This window comes from Nocardia sp. NPDC059691 (assembly GCF_042733915.1).
In the GTDB taxonomy this organism is placed as follows: Bacteria; Actinomycetota; Actinomycetes; order Mycobacteriales; family Mycobacteriaceae; genus Nocardia; species Nocardia sichangensis.
The window spans coordinates 35,248-48,557 of record NZ_JBHWFB010000002.1 but is presented as its reverse complement, the minus strand read 5'-3'; the positions used below and the strand labels follow the sequence as shown (position 1 = coordinate 48,557).

Here is a 13,310-nt window from a genome sequence, read left to right as displayed (position 1 = left end):
ATGAGCAAGTCAGCAAACCTCATTCACCGGCTTCGGAGGACGTCATGCTGATGCATCGCGGGATCGGTCTCGACCGCTTCAACGAAATGCCACGCGGCCGCGCGGTGCACGCGCTGTACGAGTGCTGCTGCAACGTCACGTGGGCCGCGACACTGGCCGACGCTCGCCCCTATTCCGATCGGGACGCGCTGCTGAGCAAGGCCGATGTCGAACTGCTCGCGCTGTCCCAGCGGGACGTCGACCGCGCCTTCGAAGGGATTGCGCACGAACCGGTCTCGGCGCGAGACGTGACCGAACTCGCGCGGATAACCCGTGGGCGGATCGACGGGATGCTCGGCCCGGCCGAGGGCTATCCGGAATACTGAGCCGACCGCGTGACTTCCCCGGCGTCCCGACCGCAATCGCTCTACCCTGGTGGGATGCGCAGGTCGTCATTGCCACCGGTCGCCTGCCGGGTCGCGGACACCCTCATCTCCCGGGGCCATCACGGTCTCATCGTGGCCCAGCCGGAGCCCACCCACACCGCCGACGACGCCGCGCGGGCGCTCGGCGTCGACGTGGGCGCGATCACGAAGTCACTGGTGTTCCTGCTCGACGACGACCCGGTGTTGCTGCTGGTCTCGGGGGCGCACCAGGTCGACCTGGTGAAGACCGGCGCGCGTCTGGAAGGGACGCTGACCCGCGCCCCCGCCGACATGGTGCGCCAGGTGACCGGTCAGCCCATCGGCGGCGTCGCGCCGGTCGGCCACCCGACCAACCTGCCCACTTGGGTCGACAACGCGCTGGCGCACCATCGGGAGGTATGGGCGGCGGGCGGGCATCCGAACACCATTTTCCGCACGTCGTTCCCGGAATTGCTGCGGATCACCGCGGGCTTGCCGATCGACGTCGACTAACTGGCGCCGGCGTCGCGAGATCGTGCCGGAGGCCGCGAAACTTCGATACTCGATGTCCGCCCGGTCCAGCGACGACCGGGGTCGCGTTCGACATGTGCCACCGCCGCGGGCCGTGAGACCCGCGTAGTTTCGTGTTGTGACCGAAGCACCGCGGCCCGAGACGGAACTACAGGTTCCGGACGATCTGAGCGGCATCACCGCGGAGCAATATCGCGCGTCGATGCGCCACTATCCGGCCGGCGTCACCGTCGTCACGCTGCGTTCTCCGCAGGGGCCGGTCGGCTTCACCGCGACTTCCTTCGCCTCGCTGTCGCTGGACCCGCCGCTGGTGTCGTTCAACATCGCGCACACCTCCTCCAGCCTGTCCGGCATATTGGACGCCGAGTCCGTCGTAATCCATTTCCTCGGCGAGCACCAGCAGCACCTCGCCCACCGGTTCTCCCGCAGCGCGGAGGAGCGCTTCACCGACCGGTCTCTGTGGACCGCCCTCGACACCGGCGAACCGGTCCTGCACGGCACCCCGATCTGGCTGCGCGCCACCGTGCACCAACTGATCCCCATCGGCGACCACACCTTCGTAGTCGGGTTGGTCACCCGGGTACACGACAACACCGACGAGAAGCCGTCCGCCGCTCCGCTGCTGTACTACAACGGCCGCTACTACCGGCCGACCGCCCTCGGCGACTGATCCCGAAGTTCCGCTCCCTCTTTGCGTACTTGCACCGTCGGCTCCGGGTCGAGCACACGGGCCAGCCGATTCACCACAGGAAGACTCGGCACCATTTCACGCATCGATGGGCTGTGCTCGCCGGGCGTCTCAGGCCCCGTCCAGCACGGCGAAATCGACGTTGACCGGGAACGGGTCGGTCAGACGAAGCACTTCCTGGTGCGTCTCCGCCAATCGATAGCTTCGGCTGGCCCAGTCGAGGCGATATTCCTGGATGATCTTGACCTTGCGATCAGCGGCCAAATGCACGATCAGATAGATCGGGATTCCCTCGTTCGCGTACTCCGCGCACTTGTCCACGGTGTCGGTGTATTCGGACCCGGGCGAGACCACCTCGACCACCAACAGCACATCCGCCGTCGCCAATTTCCGGTCCCCGTCGATACAGCGATGTAAGGCGACGTCCGGGCGGCGAAAAGAGAACCCGGGGCTCGCCGGACGACTCCGCACGTAATGCATCTCGAAGTCGGTCACCACACCGGTGCACGGCTCCTCGGGGGCGGCCTGCTCCAACGCGTTCGCTAGTCGCCTGGCCACATTGTTGTGCTCGAAAGTTCCGCTGCGGCAGACGATCACGTGGCCGTCCACCACCTCGATCTGCCGCTGGATGTCCTCCGGGAGCGCGGTGTAGCCCTCCTCTGTGATGAGAAGGGCGCCCGGATCGGTGGCCCACACGGGCAGGGTGCTCATGAGTCCGCCTCGAGGTCGGGTTGCCGGATACGGCGATAGTATCCGCCGTGACCGCGCGGATCAGGTGCGGTGTGGTTTCAGCCCACCAAGCAGGGAGCCGCGCCGGTGGGGGCGGTGGAGGTGAAGGGGCGCGTTTCCGGGGTCGGGTTCCATACGCCGTTCTCGGCGGCGTAGTCCCAGGTGGGGCCCGTCGTCACGAGGGTGGCGATCGCATCGATCAGGCGGTCCACGTCGGCGGAGGTGGTGCCGAGGCCGATGCTCGCGCGCAGTGCGCCGTCCAAGCCGAGGCGGGTGAGCAGCGGGTGGGCGCAGAAGCGTCCGTCGCGGACACCGATACCGTGTTCGGCGGAAAGATAGGCGGCGACCTGGCCGGGAGCGAAATCGTCCAGCGTGAACGCGACGATGCCGACGGAGTCGGGGCTGTCGGCCCAAATGCGCAACAGCCGAACGCCAGGAATCTCGGCCAAGCCGTCGCGGAGACGGTCGGCGAGTCGATGTTCGTGCGCGGCAAGGGTTTCGGCGTCGATGGCGCTGAGCGCGTCGCAGGCGGCGGCCAGCGCGGCGGCGCCGAGCACGTTCGGCGACCCGGCTTCGTGCCGCTGCGGAGCGGGCGCCCACTCGGCCGCGTCGGTACTCACCTCACGCACCGCGCCCCCGCCCGCGAGGTAGGGCCGCGCCGTGTCGAGCCAATCCCGTCTGCCCACCAGCACACCCGAGCCGAACGGCGCGTACAGCTTGTGGCCGGAGAACGCCAGATAGTCGATTCCGCTGGCGCGCAGGCTGATTCGACGATGCGGAGCCAGCTGGGCCGCGTCCACCAGGATTCGGGCGCCGCACTGGTGCGCGACGGTGGCCAGTCGCTCCAGCGGAAGCACCTCGCCGGTCACATTCGACGCACCGGTCACCGCGAGCAGTGCGGCGGGCCTGCTACACAGTTCGGCCACCAGCCTGCCGATGGTCTCCTCCACCGTGTCGGCGGCCTGCACGACCCGTCTGCCCTGCCTGGTCCAGGGCAGGAAGTTGGCGTGGTGCTCGATGTCGAGCACCACGGTGTCGCCGGGCACGCAGGACGCGAGCAGGTTCAGCGAGTCGGTGGTGTTGCGGGTGAACACCACCACTTGATCGTCGGCGGCGTCGAGGAACCGGGAGACCGATCCGCGGGCGGCCTCGTAGCACTCGGTGGAGATCCGGGAGGCGTAGCCCGCGCCGCGATGCACGCTCGCGTAGTACGGCAGCAACTGCTGCACCCGGTCGGTGACCTGCGTCAACGCCGGTGCGCTCGCCGCGTAGTCGAAGTTGGCGTAGGTGGCCGTTCCGCCTTGCACCAGCGGAACGAGCAATTCGTCGCCGGAGACCCGGGCGAGAGCGGCACAGGTGTTGTCGACAGTGGTAGTCATCACGTGAATCCCGTCGGCTCAGGGACCCGCAATCGCATGATTCGTCGAGTCCGCGCTTGCCGCGCCCGGTCGGGCGGCGGCCGGGTCGTCACCCGGAGCACCCCACCGCGGAGGAGGGTTGCCGGCCAGCAAGCCGGGGCTTCGCGCTGGCACTCATGACCTGACCCGAGGGTGGCAGAAGCGCCCCGGCGCTGTCAACCACGTTCGACCCCGAGTCCCCAGGAGCACCGCGTGGAGATAACCACCAGGCGTGCGCCTTTACAAGCATCCCGACGACAGCACGCGCGCCGCTGCCTCGGGATCCCACCCGCCCCTCGGCAACTGACGCCTTCGACCGCGCTCCGAGGCGGCGGACCGGTCGCAGGCGCCACGAGCCTCGACGCCGCACGCGCCCATCCCGAGGTCCGCACCGCTTCGATGAGCGGAATCACACCCGCACACGAGCGATCTCCCGGCGAACCCGAGGGTCGACGGACCGACCAGCGATTGCCCTGTCGCGGCGGCGAATATCGATCCCACCTGCAACAACGCGCACGGTGCCCGCCGATCCGGCGTCCGCTCCGGTGAACAACGAACGACGACAACCCCGGGTACCGTGGACAACTGGCCATCGTGGCGTTTGCCCTTTGGTAACCCAGCTATGACACAACAACGGGAAAGTGTGAGGCGAGTCGATGGGAGGTGCGCAGAGCACCATGCTCGAGATAGACGTCGACGCGCCCGCGGGCCCGTTGTCGCGCGGTGACCGAGCGCCGGAGGCCAGGACACTGGTCGACATCCTGACCGCGACGGCGCTCGCCCACCCCGACGCCCCTGCCATCGATGACGGCCGAGTAGTGCTCTCCTACCTGGAGCTGGTCGTCGAGATCGAGAAGACCATGGCCCGTCTCGCCACCGCTGGTGTGCGACCGGGCGACCGGGTCGGCGTACGCATACCGTCGGGCACCCGTGAGCTCTACGTGACCATCCTCGCCGTCCTGTACTCCGGCGCGGCCTACGTGCCGGTCGACGCGGACGACCCGGACGAGCGCGCCCAACTGGTCTTCGGCGAGGCGCAGGTCACCGCGATCGTGACCGCGGCGGGCATCGAGACCACCGCCGCGGGCATACGCGCGGCGGAAGAGCAGCGCGAGGAAAGCTGGTCGACGCTGCCGACTCCCCGCGACGACGCCTGGATCATCTTCACCTCGGGTTCCACCGGCACCCCGAAAGGCGTTGCCGTCACCCACCGCAACGCGGCCGCCTTCGTCGACGCGGAAGCCGACCTGTTCCTTCAGGACGCCCCGATCGGCCCGAGTGACCGTGTGCTCGCCGGATTGTCGGTCGCCTTCGACGCGTCCTGCGAGGAGATGTGGCTGGCCTGGCGCAACGGCGCCTGCTTGGTGCCCGCCCCGCGTGAGCTGGTGCGCACCGGCGCCGATCTCGGTCCCTGGCTGGTGCGGCGGCGGATCACCGTGGTCTCGACCGTCCCGACCCTGGCGGCGACCTGGCCGGTCGAGGCGCTGGAGGCGGTGCGCCTGCTCATCTTCGGCGGCGAGGCCGTCCCGCCGGAACTCGCCGAGCGTCTCGCCGGAAACGGTGATGTGGCGCGCGAGGTGTGGAACACCTACGGCCCCACCGAAGCCACGGTCGTCGCCTGCGCCGCGCGGTTGGACGGTCAGTGGCCGATCCGAATCGGATTGCCGCTCAACGGCTGGGATCTGGTCGTCGTCGATGCGGCGGGTAACCCGGTGGCCGAGGGGGAATCCGGCGAACTGGTGATCGGCGGCGTCGGGCTGGCCCGCTACCTCGACCCGGCCAAGGACGCCGAGAAGTACGCGCCGCTGGCCTCCGTCGGCTGGGAGCGCGCGTATCGCAGCGGCGACCTGGTGCGCAACGACAGCGCAGGTCTGGTCTTCCTCGGCCGCGCCGACGATCAGATCAAGCTGGGCGGGCGGCGCATCGAACTCGGCGAGATCGATAACGCTCTGCAACGCCTGCCCGGAGTCACCGGCGCCGCGACGGCCATCCGCACCACAAAAGCGGGCAACAAGCTACTGGTCGGCTATCTGACCGGACCCGGACCGGATTTCGATGCCAAGGCCGCGCGCGCGGTCCTCGCCGGACAGTTGCCCGCACCGCTGGTGCCCCGGCTCGCGGTGGTCGACGAACTGCCCACCCGCACCTCCGGCAAGGTCGACCGCGACGCGCTGCCCTGGCCGCTGCCCAACGCCGCCGAGGACGACGACGACAACGACCTGACCGGCACGGCCCTGTGGATCGCCGGACTCTGGGACGCCATCCTCGGCGCGGAGGTCGGCGATCTCGACGCGGACTTCTTCGACCTGGGCGGCGGTTCACTCGCGGCGGCCCAGCTGGTCACCGCCTTGCGCGAACGGTATCCGCAGATCGCCGTCGCGGACGTCTACGACCATCCCCGCCTGGGCGCGCTCGCCGAGCTGCTGGAGCAGACCACGCCCACCGTGGCCGTCGCCGACCGGACGGTGCGGCCGACGCCACCGCTCGCGCAAGCCGCGCAGGTACTCGCCACCATCCCGCTCACCACCCTCACCGGCCTGCAGTGGCTCACCTGGCTGGCGATCGTCGGCAACATCGCGGCCTGGTCCGGGTCGCTGCCATGGCTGCCACAGCTGTCCTGGTGGTGGACGCTGGTCGCGTTCCTGCTGTTCATCTCGCCGCTCGGCCGGATGACGATCTGCGTGGCGGGCGCGCGGCTGCTGCTGCGCGGCGTCCGGCCGGGGCGCTATCCGCGCGGGGGCTCGGTGCATCTGCGGTTGTGGGCGGCCGTGCGCCTGTCCGAGGCCAGCGGCGCGGAGAATCTGTCCGGCGCCCCCTGGATGGTGCCGTTCGCCCGCGCGCTCGGCGCGAAGATCGGCAAGGGGGTCGACCTGCACAGCCTCCCGCCGGTGACGGGGATGCTCGAACTGGGCGACGGTTGCAGCGTGGAGCCGGAGGTCGACCTGTCCGGCTACTGGATCGACGGCGACGTGGTGCATCTCGGCCCGATCACCGTCGGCCCCGGCGCGGTGGTCGGCTCGCGCTCGATCTTGTTGCCCGGCACGAAGATCGGCAGGAACGCCGAGGTGGCGCCCGGCTCCGCGGTGGCGGGCAAGGTGAAGGCGGAACAGGAGTGGGCCGGTTCGCCCGCGGTGAAGGTGGGCAAGGCCCAGCACCGCTGGCCCGCGCACACGCCGGCTCGAGCCCGGCGCTGGGTCGGCGTCTTCGGTGTCACATCGATGGCGCTGGCCGCCATGCCGATTCTCGGCATCGGCGCCGGTGGCGCGTTCCTCGCCTGGTTCGTTCGCGACACCCGCACGCTCGCGGGCGGCGTCGCGCGCGCATTCGCCGTGCTTCCTTTCGCGACCCTGCTCAGCCTGGGCGTCTACGCCGCGGCGACCATCGTCGCGGTCCGGCTGCTGAGCATCGGCCTGACCGAGGGCTATCACCCGGTGCGCAGCCGGGTCGGCTGGCAGGCATGGGCCACCGAGCGCCTGCTGGATTCCGCACGCACTTTCCTGTTCCCGCTGTATGCCAGCCTGCTCACCCCGCTGTGGCTGCGCTTGCTCGGCGCGAAGGTGGGCAAGAGCGTCGAGGCCTCCACGGTGCTGCTGCTGCCGAAGTTCACCACCGTCGCCGACGGAGCGTTCCTGGCCGACGACACCATGATCGCCGGTTACGAACTCGGCGGCGGCTGGCTGCACATCGGTGCGGCCAAGGTCGGCAAGCGCGCCTTCCTCGGCAACTCCGGCATGACCGCCCCCGGGCGACGGGTCCCGAAGAACGGGCTGGTCGCGGTGCTGTCGGCGGCGCCGTCCAAGGCGAAACCCGGCTCGTCCTGGCTGGGCAGCCCACCGGTCCGGCTGCGCCGCGCCGCGGAGAACGCCGACACGGCGCGCACCTTCGATCCGCCTGCCCGCCTGCGCGTCGCCCGCGGCATCGTCGAGACGTGCCGCTTGATCCCGGTTCTGGTGACCTTCGCGATCGGTCTCGGCGTGCTGTGCACCCTCGCGTGGCTCGCGCAAACCTTCGGCCACCTGACCGCCGGGCTGCTCAGCGGACTGGTGCTGCTGGCGGCGGGCGGCGTCGCGGGGGCGACCTCGGTGGCCGCCAAGTGGTTGCTGGTGGGGCGGATCCGCGCCGAGGAGCATCCGCTGTGGAGTTCGTTCGTCTGGCGCAACGAGGTCTCCGACACGTTCGTGGAAACGGTTGCCGCACCATGGTTCGCGCGCGCGGCGACCGGGACGCCCGTCCTGAACCTCTGGCTTCGCGGTCTCGGCGCAGGCATCGGGCGCGGGGTATGGTGCGAGTCCTACTGGCTACCGGAGGCGGACCTGGTGACTCTCGGCGACGGCGCGACCGTGGAACGCGGATGTGTGGTGCAGACCCACCTGTTCCACGACCGGATCATGGCCATGGACACCGTCACCCTCGGCGCGGGCGCCACCCTCGGTCCGCACTGCGTGGCACTGCCCGCCTCGACGCTCGGCGACGGCGCGACCATCGGCCCGGCTTCCCTGGTCATGCGCGGCGACGCGGTGCCCGCCTCGACGCGCTGGTGGGGCAACCCGATCGCGCCCTGGTTCACGGGCGATCCCGGGGCACGCTGATGGCGGGCAAGTTCTACGAAGCCCCCATCGACGAGTACCTCCCGCAGAACGGCAACCGGGGGTATCGCGTTTCCCGGTACGAGCTGGAACTGGCCTATCGGGTGTCCGCCAACCGGCTCACCGGGCGCGCCGAGATCACCGCCGTGACCACCGAGGCGCGCACCAGGTTCGCACTCGATCTCGGCCAGGCGCTGAGCGTGTCGAAGGTGTCCGTCAACGGGATCAAGGCCGCGAAATTCGCCCATCAGCACGGCAAGTTGGTCGTGACGCCGCAACAGCGGATTCCGGCGGGCGGCGTGCTCGCGCTGGTGGTGCAGTACGGCGGCACCCCGAAACCGGTGCGCGGGCCGTGGGGCGAGGTCGGGTGGGAAGAACTCACCGAAGGCGCGATCGTGGCCAGTCAGCCCAATGGCGCGGCGTCCTGGTTCCCGTGTGACGACCACCCGAGTTCCAAGGCCAGCTACCGGATCTCGATCACCACCGATTCGCCCTACTACGCGGTGGCCAACGGAACCTTGCTGCGCAAGCAGACGAAGTCCAGTCAGACCACGTGGGTGTACGAGCAGGCCGAGCCGATGTCGAGCTACCTGGCCACCATCCAGATCGGTCACTATCGCAAGCACCGCATCGGTCCTTCGCACGCGGTGCCGATGCAGGCGATCCTGCCTGCGCGGCTGCGCGCCAACTTCGACCACGACTTCGCTCGTCAGCCGAGGATGCTCGAGGTCTTCAGCGAGAAATTCGGCCCCTACCCTTTCGCGGACTACACCGTCGTCGTCACCGACGACGAACTGGAGATCCCGATCGAGGCGCAGGGCATCTCCATATTCGGCGCCAACCACTGCGACGGCCGCCGCGGCGCGGAACGGCTGGTCGCGCACGAGCTGGCCCACCAGTGGTTCGGCAACAGCCTGACCATCCGGCAGTGGCGGGACATCTGGCTGCACGAAGGCTTCGCCTGCTACGCGGAATGGATCTGGTCGGAGGCCGCAGGCGGGCCGACCGCCGATCAGCTGGCCCGCGCCGCACGGCACAACCTGGCCCGCGAGCCCCAGGACATCGTCATCGGCGATCCGGGACCGCAGCGGATGTTCGATGACCGCGTCTACAAGCGGGGTGCGCTCACCCTGCACGCTTTGCGCCTGGAACTCGGCGACTCGACCTTCTTCGACCTGCTCCGGGAATGGACCATTCGCTACCGCCACTCGTCGGTGACCACCGAGGAATTCACCGACCTGGCCGGGCACTACAGCCTGGTGTCGCTACGCCCACTGTGGGACAGCTGGCTGCTCGCCGAGCGACTACCGCAGCTGCCTCCCTACGGCGGCGCATCGACGGCCTGATCAGAAGACCAGATAACGCGCGGCGAGTTCCTCGACCAGCGGATCGTCCTCCGGCACGTTGGCCAGCGCGTCCAGATCGGTCTCCACGGCGATCTGCCGGGGGTCGTCGTGCTCGGTGTCGCGCGGGTCCTCGATGAGCTGGCGCAGCAGTTTCTGCTGCACCCTGGTCTTCAGCGAATCTCTCATACCTGGGGGCTGCCCGTACATTCGCGTGTTACACCGGTGTGAACAGGGTTCCCCACGGCGTATTGCGTACCACCGTGTAGATCGCCAGCAATGCGAAGAACGTCCACATGGTCGTCCGGCTGATCGACGGCAACCGCATCTTCCGGCCGCGCCACCCCTGAACCGTCCAGTCCAGCACCCACACCGCGAACGCGAGAACCAGCGGAAGCGCGAGCAAGTTGCTGTGCAGAGCATCGATGACGTGCCCGTCGGTGAGGTTGTGCACGGCGCGCATCCCGCCGCAGCCGGGGCAGTAAAAGCCGGTCAGCGCGTACACCGGACAGGTGCCGTAGGAGCCCTCGACGTGCGGATCGCGCAGGTGCAGCAATACGCCGACGCCCACCCCGATACCCGCCACCAACAGCGGAAGCGCCGCCCCGCGCCACCCGGTCTTCGGCTCGGTTCCCGGGTCCGTCACGGGCCCGGAGGCAGGGTGCGCGATGTCCACGAGTCAACCGTAACCGGGCGATGAGGCGCGCCGCCACGGCAGCGCCCCGCTACTTCGGCTGCGCGAACCGCAGCACATTGCCGGACGGGTCGGCAAGGTCGAATCCCGGACCGCCCGGACCGTCTTCCGGACGACCAGGGTCGGCGTAGCGATAACTCTTCGCGGCGAGCTCGGCATGCCAGGCGAAGACATCGCCGACCGCGATCCACACGACGCTGCCCGGGGTGCCGTCCCCGTGGTGTTCGCTCAGGTGAAGGGTCGCCTCGGCCCGGGAGAACTGCGCGTAGAGCGGGAAGTCAGCACCGAATCGATGCTCCCAGTCCACTGCGAAGCCCAGGTAGTCCCGGTAGAACTCGTAGGTCCGCACGACGTCGAACATGCGCAGCACGGGAATCGGCGCGGCGAACTCGATAGCGGTCATGCCGCGATCTTGGCATCGCGGTCCGACATCCCAAACGAAGCGCGTCTGACTTTTTCTTTCGAAATGATCTTTTGCCGTACCGAATCCGGGGGTACTCCCCGATATAGACCAGGAATACCGTCGTACGGCGCTAACACTAGCAAGCACCGCTGCTTGCACTGTACGGTGACGGTGGACACAAAGGAGTGCCTGATGCTGGTGAAGTCGATGAGGACGCTGGCGGACGCGCATAACGGTGCGCTCACCGCCGATTACCGTGCCGGACTGCGGTCCCGCACCTTCCGTACCGCGTCGTTGAACGCGCCGACCGCTCGCCACGCGGTCATTCCGGTCACCACCAAAGACGGCGCTCGCTTGCGAGTACACGCGTACGGCCCGGCACAGGGCGATGTCATCGTCCTGATCCACGGCTGGAGTTGCAGCATCGAGTACTGGAACCCGCAGATCAACGCGTTCGCCGACCGGTACCGCGTGGTCTGCTACGACCAGCGCGGGCACGGCGCGAGCGAACTCGGCAAGTCCGTCCTCAGCAAGGAGTCGCTGGCCGACGATCTGTCGGCCGTGCTGAACGCCACGCTGCGTCCCGGACAGCGGGCCGTGCTGGTCGGCCACAGCATGGGCGGTATCACCGTGCAGGCGTGGGCCGCTCGCTATCCGGAGCAGGTCCGCAAGCAGGCTGCGGCCGCCGTCCTGTTGAACAGTACGTCGGGCAACATCCGCTACGACACCGATCTGCTTCCCCTGCTGAACAAGCCGTTGACCTTGGCGGACCGCCCGATCACGGTGTTCGGCGCCACGGTACGGATGCCCATGATCGTCGCCGAGACGCTGCTCACCGCCCCCGTCCCGCTGCCGGGCGGCTGGCCGACGAGCGCGCTGCTCAAGGCGCGGGTGATGAACCCGCACGCAACCGCGGACCAGGTCGAATTCGCGCTCGGCATCGTGCGCTCGTGCCGACCACTCACCCGTGGCAGGCACGCCGCCGCACTCGCCGACATGGATCTCGCCGAAGCGGCCGCCTCCCTCACCGTGCCCACCACGGTGATCGCGGGCGCCCACGACCGTTTGCTGCCCGAGCGCATGTCGCGCCGCATCGCCGACGCGCTCGCGGAAGCCGGTCATTTGGCCGCCTACCACGTCTGGCCCACCGGGCATCTGGGCAATATCGAAGCCGCCGACCGCTTCAACGCGGAATTGGCCGCCATCGCCGAGCGCGCCCACCTGCGCTCCGCAGCCGCTGGCTGACCCCGGAGACTCGCGCCCGCGAAAAACGCTGTCGCGCATCGTGAATTTCCGGCGCGCCGACACCGGATCGCCGCCGCCCACCGCACCCTTCGTACGCTCCCGTTAACACTCGGCGAACTCATGTCGACACAGCAGGCAGACAGTTCGAGTCCGACGAAGGGAGCAGCGGTGGATGTCCGGCATGGTGTAGCGGTCATAGCTCTGGCCATCGGCACACTCGGTGTGACCGCCCCGGTGGTATCCGCGCTTCCTCTCGGCGTCCCCCCGGCACGAACGCTCTGCGACGGCGGCGGCGCGGGCATCGGCATGATCGCCGCCTACTACGACCCCGACCGCAACTACTCCGGTCTGCCCACGCTGTGGATCCGCCCCGAGTTCGTCTTCGCGCCCGACCGGCCCGGCGGCTCCTGCGGCGTGGAAGTCACGGTTTCCTGGCGAAATTCCGACACCGGCGTGTACGGCACCCTGCCACCGATCCGGGTCGACGACAGCACGCCGGCCGAGGAGAACGCGGCAGGCTCATGGATACCGGTGCCCATTCCCTCCGGTCTGGGCCGCGTGGAAGTCCTGATCGCGACGGACGCTCCCCACGTTCCCGGAAAGGGAGTCTTCGTCGTGACGTAGTCGGCGGCTCAGCCGGTGCCGCGGCGTGACTTCATTTTCCGAACCCATTGGGCGATGGCCGCCACGGCCGAGAACATCGCCGTCGCACCGGCGAACAGCGCGGTACCGGTGAGTTTCGCGGTCTCGAACTCGACCTTTCGCAGCCCTGGCAGCGGATATTGCCCGTTGCCTGAAGCCCATCGGATCACGTAGCCGACCTGCGTGCCGAGGTCGGTGGGCGGGCCGGAGCCGATCATGGAGCGCAACTCCGGCCCCTTGCTGTTGAGATAGACCAGCGTGAAGGCGATGAAAAGCGCCACCGCCACCGCCGAACCGGTCGTCAGACGCGCGAGTGCCTCGGTGCGGGACCATAGATTGGCCAACGCCGCGAGCACCGTGAGGAAGATCGCGATGGTGGCGAAAATGGCCCATGTACCGCTGAGATTGGAGTGCGCGGGCGGATTCTTCGACCAGAGCCCCACGAGCGTGGTGGTGATGTGGGTCTGGCCGAAGGCGTTGCTCCAGATCGTGCCATCCGGTCCGCCGGTGGCGAGCCACGGCTTGAACAGCAGGGTGAACGTGACGATGCTTCCGACCGCGGCACACAGATAACCCGAGTTGTCCCGGAGCAAGACCACCAGCGGTTGCGCTGCCGCCCGGATTTGCGGCAACCGGGTCTGGAGTTTCGGCGGCCGCCCCCGAAGTTTC

At 68.8% G+C, this 13,310-nt stretch carries 13 protein-coding genes and 1 riboswitch; of the genes, 7 read left to right on the top strand and 6 right to left on the bottom strand.

Annotated elements, in window-relative coordinates:
• The first annotated feature begins 44 nt into the window (after window positions 1–44).
• From ACFV2O_RS04530 to ACFV2O_RS04520, 3 genes are all read left to right on the top strand, one after another.
• Window positions 45–365, top strand: coding sequence for a 2-oxo-4-hydroxy-4-carboxy-5-ureidoimidazoline decarboxylase (locus ACFV2O_RS04530; RefSeq protein WP_379250218.1), 321 nt, complete (start codon window positions 45–47; stop codon window positions 363–365).
• Window positions 366–419: 54 nt separating this feature from the next.
• Window positions 420–896 carry a YbaK/EbsC family protein gene (locus ACFV2O_RS04525; RefSeq protein WP_379250216.1) on the top strand — a complete coding sequence of 159 codons (477 nt, stop codon included), beginning with the start codon at window positions 420–422 and terminating at the stop codon, window positions 894–896.
• A gap of 136 nt (window positions 897–1,032) precedes the next feature.
• Entirely contained in the window at window positions 1,033–1,584 is a 552-nt protein-coding gene (locus ACFV2O_RS04520; RefSeq protein WP_379250214.1) for a flavin reductase family protein, read from the top strand.
• A gap of 129 nt (window positions 1,585–1,713) precedes the next feature.
• Here the strand turns inward: ACFV2O_RS04520 and ACFV2O_RS04515 are convergent, their stop codons facing one another.
• Both ACFV2O_RS04515 and ACFV2O_RS04510 read right to left on the bottom strand, forming a co-directional pair.
• Entirely contained in the window at window positions 1,714–2,313 is a 600-nt protein-coding gene (locus ACFV2O_RS04515) for a Uma2 family endonuclease (protein ID WP_379250212.1), read from the bottom strand.
• 77 nt (window positions 2,314–2,390) lie between these two features.
• Window positions 2,391–3,710, bottom strand: a complete 1,320-nt coding sequence (locus ACFV2O_RS04510) for an aminotransferase class V-fold PLP-dependent enzyme (protein WP_379250210.1) — start codon at window positions 3,708–3,710, stop codon at window positions 2,391–2,393.
• Window positions 3,711–3,757: 47 nt separating this feature from the next.
• A riboswitch (SAM riboswitch) is annotated at window positions 3,758–3,871 on the bottom strand.
• A gap of 534 nt (window positions 3,872–4,405) precedes the next feature.
• On the opposite strand from ACFV2O_RS04510, the gene ACFV2O_RS04505 reads away from it, so the two are divergent.
• Both ACFV2O_RS04505 and ACFV2O_RS04500 read left to right on the top strand, forming a co-directional pair.
• Entirely contained in the window at window positions 4,406–8,317 is a 3,912-nt protein-coding gene (locus ACFV2O_RS04505; protein WP_379250820.1) for a Pls/PosA family non-ribosomal peptide synthetase, read from the top strand.
• On the top strand, window positions 8,317–9,660 hold the full coding sequence (locus tag ACFV2O_RS04500) for a M1 family metallopeptidase (RefSeq protein WP_379250208.1): 1,344 nt from the start codon (window positions 8,317–8,319) through the stop codon (window positions 9,658–9,660). The genes ACFV2O_RS04505 and ACFV2O_RS04500 overlap by 1 nt, the downstream gene beginning before the upstream one ends.
• Here the strand turns inward: ACFV2O_RS04500 and ACFV2O_RS04495 are convergent, their stop codons facing one another.
• Genes ACFV2O_RS04495 through ACFV2O_RS04485 form a run of 3 tightly spaced genes read right to left on the bottom strand, consistent with a single transcriptional unit; the run spans window position 9,661 to window position 10,754 of the window.
• A complete protein-coding gene (locus ACFV2O_RS04495; protein ID WP_355079203.1) occupies window positions 9,661–9,846 on the bottom strand; it encodes a hypothetical protein in 186 nt (61 codons plus the stop codon). It lies immediately after the preceding gene.
• A 28-nt stretch (window positions 9,847–9,874) separates the two neighbouring features.
• Complete coding sequence (locus tag ACFV2O_RS04490; protein WP_379250206.1) at window positions 9,875–10,333, bottom strand: DUF2752 domain-containing protein; 459 nt, start codon at window positions 10,331–10,333, stop codon at window positions 9,875–9,877.
• A 49-nt stretch (window positions 10,334–10,382) separates the two neighbouring features.
• The gene (locus ACFV2O_RS04485) at window positions 10,383–10,754 is read right to left on the bottom strand and encodes a glyoxalase superfamily protein (protein ID WP_355079207.1); all 372 of its coding nucleotides are present in this window, start codon (window positions 10,752–10,754) and stop codon (window positions 10,383–10,385) included.
• A gap of 192 nt (window positions 10,755–10,946) precedes the next feature.
• Here ACFV2O_RS04485 and ACFV2O_RS04480 point away from each other — a divergent pair, with 192 nt between their 5' ends.
• Both ACFV2O_RS04480 and ACFV2O_RS04475 read left to right on the top strand, forming a co-directional pair.
• On the top strand, window positions 10,947–11,999 hold the full coding sequence (locus tag ACFV2O_RS04480; RefSeq protein ID WP_379250204.1) for an alpha/beta fold hydrolase: 1,053 nt from the start codon (window positions 10,947–10,949) through the stop codon (window positions 11,997–11,999).
• Window positions 12,000–12,167: 168 nt separating this feature from the next.
• Window positions 12,168–12,623: a hypothetical protein gene (locus ACFV2O_RS04475; RefSeq protein WP_379250202.1), complete on the top strand. Its 456-nt coding sequence runs from the start codon at window positions 12,168–12,170 to the stop codon at window positions 12,621–12,623.
• Between the two features lie 8 nt (window positions 12,624–12,631).
• On the opposite strand, the gene ACFV2O_RS04470 is transcribed toward ACFV2O_RS04475, so the two are convergent.
• Window positions 12,632–13,273 (bottom strand): hypothetical protein, encoded by a 642-nt coding sequence (locus tag ACFV2O_RS04470; RefSeq protein WP_379250200.1) that lies wholly within the window; start codon window positions 13,271–13,273, stop codon window positions 12,632–12,634.
• Window positions 13,274–13,310: the final 37 nt, after the last annotated feature.

What these genes read in the sequence shown, in the direction of transcription:
- ACFV2O_RS04495 (WP_355079203.1), bottom strand. Translation starts at nt 9,846, where the DNA reads ATGAGAGATTCGCTGAAGACCAGGGTGCAGCAGAAACTGCTGCGCCAG.
- ACFV2O_RS04480 (WP_379250204.1), top strand. Translation starts at nt 10,947, where the DNA reads ATGCTGGTGAAGTCGATGAGGACGCTGGCGGACGCGCATAACGGTGCG.
- ACFV2O_RS04530 (WP_379250218.1), top strand. Translation starts at nt 45, where the DNA reads ATGCTGATGCATCGCGGGATCGGTCTCGACCGCTTCAACGAAATGCCA.
- ACFV2O_RS04510 (WP_379250210.1), bottom strand. Translation starts at nt 3,710, where the DNA reads ATGACTACCACTGTCGACAACACCTGTGCCGCTCTCGCCCGGGTCTCC.
- ACFV2O_RS04525 (WP_379250216.1), top strand. Translation starts at nt 420, where the DNA reads ATGCGCAGGTCGTCATTGCCACCGGTCGCCTGCCGGGTCGCGGACACC.
- ACFV2O_RS04505 (WP_379250820.1), top strand. Translation starts at nt 4,406, where the DNA reads ATGCTCGAGATAGACGTCGACGCGCCCGCGGGCCCGTTGTCGCGCGGT.
- ACFV2O_RS04485 (WP_355079207.1), bottom strand. Translation starts at nt 10,754, where the DNA reads ATGACCGCTATCGAGTTCGCCGCGCCGATTCCCGTGCTGCGCATGTTC.
- ACFV2O_RS04515 (WP_379250212.1), bottom strand. Translation starts at nt 2,313, where the DNA reads ATGAGCACCCTGCCCGTGTGGGCCACCGATCCGGGCGCCCTTCTCATC.
- ACFV2O_RS04500 (WP_379250208.1), top strand. Translation starts at nt 8,317, where the DNA reads ATGGCGGGCAAGTTCTACGAAGCCCCCATCGACGAGTACCTCCCGCAG.